Consider the following 10887-nt stretch of genomic DNA (forward strand, 5'->3'; position numbering starts at 1 on the left):
ACCTCCGGAGTTACCCAATCACTAGGTTTAATAGCTTGCCTGGGACGAAAATGGCTTTACGAAGGGTCGCACCCTCTAAATATTTCGCCACTAAATGGTCTTCTGCAGCAAGGGCTTGAACTTGCTCTTGCGTGGCATCGGCGGCAACATTAATTTTGGCACGTAGTTTACCATTAATCTGAATCACTATAACCACACTCTCTTCGACCATGGCTTGCTGATCCGCGACGGGCCATTGAGCTTCATCAATCGATGTAGTCTGGCCTAAGGCTTCCCAGAGTACAAAGCAGGCATGTGGAGTAAATGGATAGAGTAGGCGCACGACAGCATTTAAGGCTTCGTCCATTAGCGCTCGGTCTTGCTCACTCTCTTGCGGGGCACGAGTCAGCTTATTCATTAACTCCATCACTGCAGCAATGGCTGTGTTAAAGGTTTGGCGACGGCCCACATCATCAGATACCTTCGCGATGGTTTTGTGCACTTCACGACGCAGTGACTTTTGCGCATCATTTAGCGCATCAACGTCTAACGATGCTGCAGTACCTTTGCTGGTATGCTCGTGCACTAAACGCCACACACGCTTAAGGAAGCGGTTAGCGCCTTCAACACCAGACTCCTGCCATTCCAACGTCATCTCAGCAGGCGAGGCAAACATCATGAATAGACGAACGGTATCCGCGCCATAGCGTTCAACCATTAATTGCGGATCGATGCCGTTATTTTTGGACTTGGACATTTTACTCATGCCCGCATACACCACTTCGCGGCCAGTATTATCGGTCGCTTTCGTCACACGGCCTTTATCATCGCGCTCCACGGTTACGTCGACAGGAGAAACCCAGTTACGCTCACCATTCGCGCCGACATAATAATAGGCATCTGCCAATACCATGCCCTGGCAGAGTAGACGTTTTGCCGGCTCATTCGAGTTTACTAGCCCTGCATCACGTAATAACTTGTGGAAGAAGCGGAAATACATCAAGTGCATGATGGCATGTTCAATGCCACCGATATATTGGTCAACCGGTAACCAGTAGTTCGCCGCCGCGGGGTCAAGCATACCTTGATCGTAGTGGGTACAAGTGTAACGCGCGTAATACCATGAAGATTCCATAAAGGTATCGAAGGTATCCGTTTCGCGTAAGGCAGGTTGTCCATTGACGGTGGTCTTCGCCCACTCTGGATCCGCTTTGATTGGACTTGTGATACCGTTCATCACGACATCTTCAGGCAGTAAGACCGGTAATTGATCTTCCGGTGTCGGGACGACCGTACCATCTTCCAGCGTTACCATAGGGATAGGCGCACCCCAGTAACGTTGGCGGGAAACGCCCCAATCACGCAGACGGTAGTTCACTTTACGAACGCCAACGCCTTTTGCGGCTAGCGCATCGGCAATCGCCTTGAAGCCTGCAGTATGGTCCAGTCCATCAAACTCACCAGAGTTGACTAAGCGTCCCTTAAAGGTCATAGGTTCGCTGCTGACATCAGGAACATTTCCTTCCTCGTCACAGACCACCGGCTTAATCGTTAATTGGTATTTGCTTGCGAATTCCCAGTCACGTTGGTCGTGTGCGGGGACGGCCATCACTGCGCCGGTACCGTATTCCATTAGGACGAAGTTAGCGACCCATAATGGCAGTTTCTCACCGGTAAGCGGATGAATGACATGGAAGCAGGTCGCATGACCTTTTTTCTCCATGGTAGCCATCTCGGCTTCGGCAACCTTAGTGTTACGACATTCTTCAATGAATGCAGCCAAAGAGGGATCTTGCGCAGCCGCTTCTTGGGCTAATGGGTGCCCAGCCGCGACAGCGACGTAGGTTGCTCCCATAAAGGTATCAGGGCGAGTGGTGTAGACGGTCAAGGTGTCGCTGCGGTCCGCGACAGCAAAGGTAATCTCAACACCTTCTGAACGGCCAATCCAGTTACGTTGCATGGTTTTAACCTGTTCAGGCCAACCTTCTAACGTATCCAGATCATTAAGCAGTTCTTCTGCATAATCGGTAATTTTGATGAACCATTGAGGGATCTCTTTGCGTTCGACTTTACTGTCACAGCGCCAGCAGCATCCATCAACGACTTGTTCATTCGCTAATACGGTTTGGTCATTCGGGCACCAGTTAACCGCAGAGGTTTTTTTATAAACTAAGCCTTTTTCATAAAGCTTAGTGAAGAACCATTGTTCCCAACGGTAATACTCTGGCTGACAGGTCGCTAACTCGCGGCTCCAATCGTAACCAAAGCCCAGTAGCTTCAACTGGTTCTTCATGTAATCGATATTTTCATAAGTCCAAGGAGCGGGCGCTGTATTGTTTTTAACCGCAGCCCCTTCAGCCGGTAGGCCGAAAGCATCCCAACCGATAGGTTGAAGAACGTTTTTACCTTGGAGACGTTGATAGCGCGCGATCACATCACCAATGGTGTAGTTACGCACGTGCCCCATGTGGAGTCGGCCAGAAGGATAGGGAAGCATCGATAGGCAGTAATATTTTTCTTTACCTTCTTGTTCTGTCACTTTGAAGGTTTCTTTTTCATCCCAATGGGCTTGAACGTGTGATTCTATCTCTTCCGGGCGGTATTGCTCTTGCATGGCGGCCAGTGATCCTTATTAATAAGCGCGGGGCTTGATACAATGACTTTACTTAGATCCGCATAGCATACCCATAAGGCTGCCGCGCAACAACTGCCAATTCTTGTAAGTCATCATTTGTCGAGGGGAGAGCCTCCGAAGAGGCTCGGATTAGTGGGTCGTTTTACGCCGTCTAAGGGCGACGATGCCGCTCAGCAAACTGATTACCCAAATCGAGATATTACCGGTTAGCGCATAGGGCGTGGCACCACGCGTAGGCGTAATCTCTGCGGTCAGCACATCTGGCTGAAATTGAGGCAGTTGTTTAACCACCGTGCCATCTGCAGCGATCACTGCCGTAATACCGTTATTGGTATCACGTAATAGAGGTTTGCCCAACTCGAGCGCTCTCATCCTTGCCATCTGGAAGTGCTGCCAAGGCCCGATGGAGTGACCGAACCAAGCATCATTCGAGACAGTCAGCAGGAAATCAGTCTCTGGTCGGAGGTTATCGCGCACCTGCTGGCCCAAAACGATTTCATAGCAGATCGCGGTCGTCAATTGATAACCCCCAAGATAGAGCGGTGACTGCGAGTAGGCACCACGACTAAATCCTGACATCGGTAGGTCGAAGAAAGGGGCCAAAGGCCGTAACAGCGAGGCCAGCGGAACGAATTCGCCGAAAGGAACCAGATGGTTCTTCTGATAGCGGTCGGGGCTATAATAACTATAGGGCGATTGATTGCCTAAGGTGATAACCGTATTAAAGTCGTGATAGCGGTTATCGGACATTAAGCGTGAGTCAACGATCCCGGTTGCCAACAAACTTCCACCTTGGCGCAATTCGTCATCGAGTTGATGAAGAAAAGCTTGCTGATTAGTTTCTAAATCGCTGATCGCCGACTCAGGCCAAATAATCAGTTTCGCACGGCCAATTTGCGGTGCGGTCAGGCGAGTATAAGTTTGCAAGCTACGGGAAAGTTGTTGAGGATCCCATTTCATACTCTGCGCAATATCACCTTGAACTAAAGCCACGGTCGTTTTGCGCTCGGGTTGTTCATGGACCCAATGGATGTAGCGTAGTGGCCAACAAAGCAGTAATACGCCTACCGCCGCAATAAGGTAACGAATGCGGCGTTGTTGAAGCGCTAATACCCATGCGCCGGCAATCATCATCAGAACGAAATTAATCGTTTCAACCCCAGCGATTGGCGCGATGCCTTTTAGCGGTCCGTCAATTTGACTGTAGCCAAATTGTAGCCAAGGGAAACCCGTCAGTACCCAGCCGCGTAAAAATTCCGTAACTTGCCATAGCGCTGGCGCAGCGAGCAACAAGCGGGTGGTGCTCGCCCTTGGCCAGAAACGGTTTAACACTAAGGCAAACAGTAAAGTGAACAGCGATAGCCAAGCGGCCAGTAGTATCACTAAAAAGACATTGACTGGACCAGGCATGCCACCGAAGGTCGCAATACTGACGTAGACCCAGTTTATCCCGCTACCGAATAGCCCCATACCCCAGCAATAACCAATCGCAGCGGCTTGTGCGGTTCTACGATGGGTGGTAAGCCATTGCAAACCAAATAATGAAACGAGGGCCGCAGGCCAGAGATCAAAAGGGGAAAAAGCCAGGGTGCCAATGGCACCCGTGACGAGAGCAAGGAGAAGACGAACCGATTGTCGGTCAATGAATTTACTGACTGCCATAAGCATTAGTCGTCGCTAAGAGTAATAGGGGCGGCATCGTCAGGAATGCGGACATGCACTTGGATGATACGGCGACGATCGGCCACAGCGACTTTGAATTGATACCCGTCAATCGTGATACTCTCACCGCGAGCGGGAAGATGACCAAAGCTTTGCATCACAAGTCCTCCGACGGTATCCACTTCATCATCGCTGAAGTTGGTATCGAATTGCTGATTGAAATCGTCGATGGACATTAAGGCTCTGACCGTATAAGTATGACGGTTGAGCTGACGGACATCGGCATCTTCGACATCATCATATTCGTCTTCGATTTCGCCGACGATAAGCTCGAGAATATCCTCAATGGTGACCAGGCCGGCCACCCCACCGAATTCATCGATGACGATAGCCATGTGATAGCGTTGCGAACGGAACTCTTTCAACATGCGGTCAACACGTTTGCTTTCCGGTACGACGACCACAGGACGTAGCACCTTTTCGATGCTAAAGGCTTCGGCATCGCTACGCATAAAGGGCAGCAGATCTTTGGCCATTAAGATGCCTTCAACGTGGTCTTTATCTTCGCTGATGACGGGAAAACGAGAGTGCGCGGTATCAACAATGATATTTAAGCAGCTATCAAGTGTTTGGTCGCGTTTTAGCGTGACCATTTGTGAGCGAGGGATCATGATATCCCGTACCCGTTGTTGCGCAATGTCCATCACGCCTTCGATCATGTCACGGGTATCTTCATCAATCAGATCTTTTTGTTCAGAATCTCGGATCAGTTCTAATAATTCATCACGGTTTTTCGGTTCACCATGAAAAAGCTGATTGAGGAGTAATGAAAAAAATCCTTTTTTATTACTAGGGGTATCATTATTTTGAGAATGGTCGTCGCTCATGGCGGTTTTATGTAGATCTCTCGTTAAGTAAACTTTGGTGGCAAGGACAACAACACTTACCACCCCTTACAGCAATTACGCTTCTTTTTCAGAAATGTACGGGTCAGTATAACCAAGCGCAAGCATTATCTCAGTTTCCAAGGCTTCCATCTCTTCCGCCTCTTCATCGACAATATGGTCGTAGCCCAGCAGGTGCAGGCTACCATGAATTACCATGTGTGCCCAATGGGCCTCTAGCGTCTTATGTTGCTCTACCGCTTCTTGCTCAACCACTTGGCGGCAGATGATCAAATCGCCTAATAGCGGAAAATCTTCAATGCCAGGTGGGGCTTCAAAAGGAAAGGATAGCACATTTGTGGGTTTATCCTTACCTCGCCAAGTATGATTCAATTCATGGCTTTCTGCCTCATCCACTAAGCGAATAGTGACTTCGCTCACTGGCTGAAACGGGCTTACCGCGGCAGTCAACCAGCGATGGAATTGTGCTTCACTGGGTAAGCCTTCCGCTGAGGCGCACACATTTTGTAAATCTAAAATAATGTCTTGTTCCATTAGTTTTCCTGGGCAGGGGCTTGTGCTTCACGCTTTCTTTCTTCCGCGCGTTCAGCTCGGCGTTGCTGATCCGCTTCTTCCCATGCCTCATAGGCCGTGACAATACGCGCAACGACGGGGTGCCTTACGACATCTTCGCTGTGGAAGAAGTTAAAACTAAGCTCTTTAACCTCTGACAGCACTTCAATGGCATGTTTTAAACCGGACTTAGCATTGCGAGGCAGGTCAATCTGAGTAATATCCCCAGTAATGACCGCTTTAGAATTAAAACCAATCCGCGTTAAGAACATTTTCATCTGCTCGATAGTGGTGTTTTGGCTCTCATCTAAAATAATAAAAGCATCATTCAGCGTACGTCCGCGCATATAGGCGAGGGGGGCGACTTCGATGACATTACGTTCGATTAATTTCTCGACCCGTTCGAAGCCAAGCATTTCAAAGAGTGCATCATACAGAGGACGTAAGTAAGGATCGACCTTTTGACTTAAATCGCCCGGTAAAAATCCGAGCTTTTCGCCCGCTTCTACCGCTGGACGGGTAAGCAGGATGCGTCGTATTTCTTGTTTTTCTAGCGCATCGACAGCTGCCGCGACGGCCAAGTAGGTTTTGCCCGTCCCCGCTGGACCAATACCAAAGGTGATATCATGGCCAAAGATATTGGCAATGTACTGGGCTTGGTTAGGCGTGCGCGGTTTAATCACCCCACGGCGCGTTTGGATATTAATGGCTTTACCAAAGTTAGGGACGCTGTCAGCAGTCTGTTCCAGTACGCCACTCTCTTTGATGGCTAAATGGATATTCTCAGGCAAAATATCTTGGGTCTGACCCCGAACCGGTGCGGTGTCGACATAGAGATCTTTCAATATATTTTCTGCTGCCGCGACGACTAGTGCGCGACCCGCCAGCTTGAAGTGATTATCGCGACGATTAATTTCGAGGCCTAGTCGACGCTCTAGCTGTTTAAGATTGTCATCAAAAGGCCCACAAAGGCTGAGCAAGCGCTGATTGTCGGCAGGTTCAAGTGTGATTTCACGGGTTTCAATATTCAAATTTATCCTCTTTTTCACTTGGGTCGATCGATTACCGACGGTTGGAATGAAGCATAATGAATCAGATTATTTATGCTGGTTGCATGGGATGCAAGCTATCTCCCAGATGTGGGGGCACAATCTGCAAAAACAAGGTGGCATTATCGGCTGGAGGTCCCTGCAATGGCTGTGGTTCCACGCAGGGCACTCATTCACTTTACCGATATAGCATAGAGGCCCTAATTCCCCCGATAGGTCGAGTAGCCATATTGGCTTAACAACAGGGGAATATGAAGCTTTTCATTCTCTTGCGAGACGCTGAAAATAACGGGGATTTCAGGGAAGAAACTCGCCTGTCCCTGGTGGGTAAAGTAGTCCCCGGTTTCGAAGGTGACCTTATAAACCCCTTTGGCCATTGCAGAGTCCTGTGGGTAGAGGGATTTTACACGGCTATTGCTGTCAGTTTTACCAGTCGCTAACTTCTGCCAACCCGTGTCGGTCTTTTTTTCTAGAACGACGGTAACGTCAGCTGAGGGTTTACCGGTTTGCTGGTTAAGAATATGCACGCTTAAGGTTCCCTCGGGGGCAGCCATAGCGGCTGGTAACCAAGTTAAACAGAGTACAGGGATGAGTGATGCTACAACTTTCATAGGGGCCTCGTAGATAAGATAGGATTTCCCTTTTAGCATAGTCACGAAACGCTGCGATGTGAGACATTGCTTGTTATTTCGTGACGCATTCATCATTAAGCCTTTTCGACGCTAAGTCAGGGGAAGCCCGGCCGATGTATCAAGAGGGATACTTATCCGCTTTTAATCGACGTTTGAGTAAGTCGAAGCCTCTCGAAGGGCAGTCTAAGCCACTGCGTGACTTAGACTGCAGAATAAGAACTCAGTGTCTTGTGTCCTGATCTACGGGGTAGTGAGGATTACCGCTTGTGCAGCAATCATACATTGCTTTGCTGAGTCGTAGGCGAGGCTGGGGGAGCCATACAGGATATAACCGCGGTCTAACATTTCAGAGACTTTACGACAGAAGCTCGCATCGTCAGGGCCAGTGAGGAGTCGATAACGTGGCAGTGGTGTGTCTTGTTCAATCATCGTAGATCCTTTATCGGGTTTAGATCCAAGAAGGATTGATTGCTGTAGGAAAAGGTATCGATGTCATAAAAAAGCCCTGTATGACACAGGGCTTTATAGAGACGAGCGAATAAAAGGTTCTGTTTTCTAGGTCGCAACCTGTATTTTAGCGAATGACTAAGGCTGAAACACCCCAACACCCAGCTCGTTCTCTTTACGAGTACGGGCAATAACTGAAGCCGGGCTTTCAACGACACGGAGTCCCATCTCAGCTTCTGTGCGCACTACTTTGCCGCGCAATGAGTTAGGCAACACATCGGTAACCTCGATGTCGACGAACTTACCGACCATATCTGGCGTCCCTTCGAAGTTTACGACACGGTTATTTTCGGTACGCCCTGACAGTTCCATCACGTTTTTACGCGACGTACCTTCCACCAACACGCGTTGCTCTGTGCCCAACATACGACGGCTCCACGCCTGCGCTTGCTGATTGATACGATCTTGCAGAATGTAGAGACGTTGTTTTTTCTCTTCATCGCTCACATCATCTGGCAGATCTGCTGCGGGGGTGCCTGGACGAGCCGAATAGATAAAACTGAAGCTCATGTCGAAATTGACATCGGCAATCAACTTCATGGTCTGTTCGAAGTCTTCTTGTGTTTCACCCGGGAAACCGATAATAAAATCAGAACTGATCTGGATAGTAGGGCGAGCAGCACGAAGCTTGCGAATGATAGCCTTAAACTCTAGCCCAGTATGCGCGCGCTTCATCAGCATTAGAATACGATCCGCACCGCTTTGTACCGGAAGGTGTAGGAAGCTGACTAATTCTGGCGTATCACGATAAACCTCGATGATATCGTCAGTAAATTCGATCGGGTGGCTGGTGGTAAAACGGATCCGGTCAATGCCATCGATGGCGGCCACTAAACGGATCAATTCGGCGAAGGTACAGATCGCGCCATCGTAATGCTCACCGCGATAGGCGTTGACGTTTTGCCCGAGAAGATTGACTTCACGGACGCCTTGCGCCGCCAGCTGGGCAATTTCAAATAGAATATCATCGCTAGGGCGGCTAACCTCTTCACCACGGGTATAAGGCACGACACAGAAGGTACAATATTTATTACAGCCTTCCATGATCGAGACAAAGGCCGTCGGACCTTCAGCACGAGGCTCTGGCAGGCGGTCAAATTTCTCAATCTCTGGGAAGCTGATATCGACGACTGGGCTTTTGTTTCCCCGTACACTGTTGATCATCTCGGGCAAGCGGTGCAGGGTTTGAGGACCAAAAACGATATCAACATAGTGCGCACGTTGACGAATATGATCGCCTTCTTGGGAAGCGACACAGCCGCCCACCCCGATAATCAGTTCAGGATTACGCTCTTTTAAGGCTCTCCAGCGACCAAGTTGGTGGAAAACCTTTTCTTGTGCTTTTTCACGGATAGAGCAGGTGTTTAGAAGTAACACATCTGCTTCTTCGGCATTCTCGGTTAAAGAAAAGCCGTGGGTGCTGTTAAGGAGATCTGCCATTTTAGATGAATCGTATTCGTTCATCTGGCAGCCCCAAGTCTTAATATGTAATTTTTTCGTCATCGAACGGGCCATTGATTTAGTGCAAGGATCGGCTAGTCGCATATTGTAATGCTTTGCTGCTGTTGTGACCAGTATAACGGATAATCTGTTTACCACGAAAATTACGGTACACTATATAGATTATTTTAATTTCACGAAGCGCAGAGAATGTGTTTCGCAATGAAGGCGGGGCTATGCAGACAGAGCATTTTGACGTGGTGATTAATGGGGGAGGCATGGTAGGCGCGGCCTTGGCGTGCGGTTTAACCCAGCAAAATTTCCGCGTGGCCGTTATTGAGCGCCGCGAGCCTGAACCCTATTCACCTACCTCTCAACCGGATGTGAGAATTTCTGCTATCAGTCGTACCTCTGTCGCCTTACTGGAGGAAATCGGGGCTTGGTCAGAGATTCTGGCTAGACGTTGTGCCCCTTACCGTCAATTAGAAACCTGGGAATGGCAAAGCGCGAAAACGGAATTCAGTGCTGCACTCCTCAACTTGCCAGAATTAGGCTTCATGGTAGAGAACCAAGTTTTGCAGCGGGTGCTATGGGAGCGTATGCAAGCTCTCGATATTACCTTGCTGGCCCCTGCTACCCTAGACACCATGACCTATCTCCCCGAACAGGAAAAGTGGCAGGTGGTCTTAGATCAAGGTACAGCGATAACCTGTTCCTTATTGGTCGGGGCCGATGGCGCACATTCTCAAGTTAGACAAGGTGCAGGAATTGGTATCCAAGGGTGGGATTACCAGCAATCTTGCATGTTGATTTCGGTGGAGTGCGACGAAGAGCCGGGTGATACGACGTGGCAGCAATTTACGCCAAATGGACCGCGAGCTTTTCTCCCACTCTATGGCCATTACGCCTCTTTGGTCTGGTATGACAGTCCGGCACGTATCAATCAATTAAAGAAACTTACTCCAGCACAATTAGACCAAGAGATCGTTCAGCATTTTCCCGCCTGTGTGGGTAAAGTGAAGACTTTACGCAGTGGCGCTTTTCCCTTAACCCGTCGGCATGCGACAGCTTATGTTAAACCCGGTATCGCGTTAGTGGGCGATGCGGCGCACACGATTAACCCGTTAGCGGGGCAGGGGGTCAATCTTGGCTATCGTGATGTCGATGCTCTGATTGATGTGCTGGTCACCGCTCGCCGGGCGACGATGCCTTGGTGGCGACTTGAGACATTGAAGCGTTACCAGCGCAAGCGCCATGCCGATAATTTAATGATGCAAACCGGCATGGATGTATTCTATTTCGCGTTCAGTAATCAGCATGCTCCCTTAGAAATCATAAGAAATATTGGATTAATGGCGGCGCAACGAGGGGGATGGTTGAAACGAAAAGCGCTCAGTTATGCATTAGGATTATAGAAACGGCTAAACGTCAGCGAGAGTTGGCGTTTTTTTGGCTGGGATACCTGGATTCGAACCAGGGAATGCCGGTATCAAAAACCGGTGCCTTACCGCTTGGCGATATCCCAA

9 protein-coding genes and 1 tRNA gene are annotated in these 10887 nt (G+C 49.2%); 1 reads left to right on the top strand and 9 read right to left on the bottom strand.

The genetic code is table 11. The annotated features are described in order from the left end of the window. Positions 1–10: 10 nt before the first annotated feature. From leuS to miaB, 8 genes are all read right to left on the bottom strand, one after another. Entirely contained in the window at positions 11–2593 is a 2583-nt protein-coding gene (gene leuS / locus BMX14_RS06210) for a leucine--tRNA ligase (RefSeq protein WP_092674355.1), read from the bottom strand. A gap of 150 nt (positions 2594–2743) precedes the next feature. Continuing rightward, positions 2744–4276 (bottom strand): apolipoprotein N-acyltransferase, encoded by a 1533-nt coding sequence (gene lnt, locus BMX14_RS06215; protein ID WP_092674774.1) that lies wholly within the window; start codon positions 4274–4276, stop codon positions 2744–2746. 5 nt (positions 4277–4281) lie between these two features. Beyond that, on the bottom strand, positions 4282–5163 hold the full coding sequence (gene corC, locus BMX14_RS06220; protein ID WP_092674776.1) for a CNNM family magnesium/cobalt transport protein CorC: 882 nt from the start codon (positions 5161–5163) through the stop codon (positions 4282–4284). 75 nt (positions 5164–5238) lie between these two features. Next, entirely contained in the window at positions 5239–5715 is a 477-nt protein-coding gene (gene ybeY, locus BMX14_RS06225; protein ID WP_092674358.1) for an rRNA maturation RNase YbeY, read from the bottom strand. Continuing rightward, complete coding sequence (locus BMX14_RS06230; protein WP_177173098.1) at positions 5715–6764, bottom strand: PhoH family protein; 1050 nt, start codon at positions 6762–6764, stop codon at positions 5715–5717. The genes ybeY and BMX14_RS06230 overlap by 1 nt, the downstream gene beginning before the upstream one ends. Positions 6765–6982: 218 nt before the next feature. Then, positions 6983–7393, bottom strand: coding sequence for a hydroxyisourate hydrolase (gene uraH / locus BMX14_RS06235; protein ID WP_092674778.1), 411 nt, complete (start codon positions 7391–7393; stop codon positions 6983–6985). 261 nt (positions 7394–7654) lie between these two features. Beyond that, on the bottom strand, positions 7655–7843 hold the full coding sequence (locus tag BMX14_RS06240; RefSeq protein ID WP_092674363.1) for a DUF1737 domain-containing protein: 189 nt from the start codon (positions 7841–7843) through the stop codon (positions 7655–7657). Positions 7844–7999: 156 nt separating this feature from the next. Continuing rightward, entirely contained in the window at positions 8000–9424 is a 1425-nt protein-coding gene (gene miaB, locus BMX14_RS06245) for a tRNA (N6-isopentenyl adenosine(37)-C2)-methylthiotransferase MiaB (RefSeq protein WP_092674780.1), read from the bottom strand. Between the two features lie 173 nt (positions 9425–9597). Between miaB and ubiF the strand changes: the two genes are divergently transcribed. Then, positions 9598–10776: a 3-demethoxyubiquinol 3-hydroxylase gene (gene ubiF, locus BMX14_RS06250; protein WP_092674366.1), complete on the top strand. Its 1179-nt coding sequence runs from the start codon at positions 9598–9600 to the stop codon at positions 10774–10776. Between the two features lie 35 nt (positions 10777–10811). On the opposite strand, the gene BMX14_RS06255 is transcribed toward ubiF, so the two are convergent. After that, positions 10812–10886: transfer RNA gene (locus BMX14_RS06255), tRNA-Gln, on the bottom strand. Position 10887: the final 1 nt, after the last annotated feature.

Source organism: Rosenbergiella nectarea, from assembly GCF_900111105.1.
Classification (GTDB): Bacteria; Pseudomonadota; Gammaproteobacteria; order Enterobacterales; family Enterobacteriaceae; genus Rosenbergiella; species Rosenbergiella nectarea.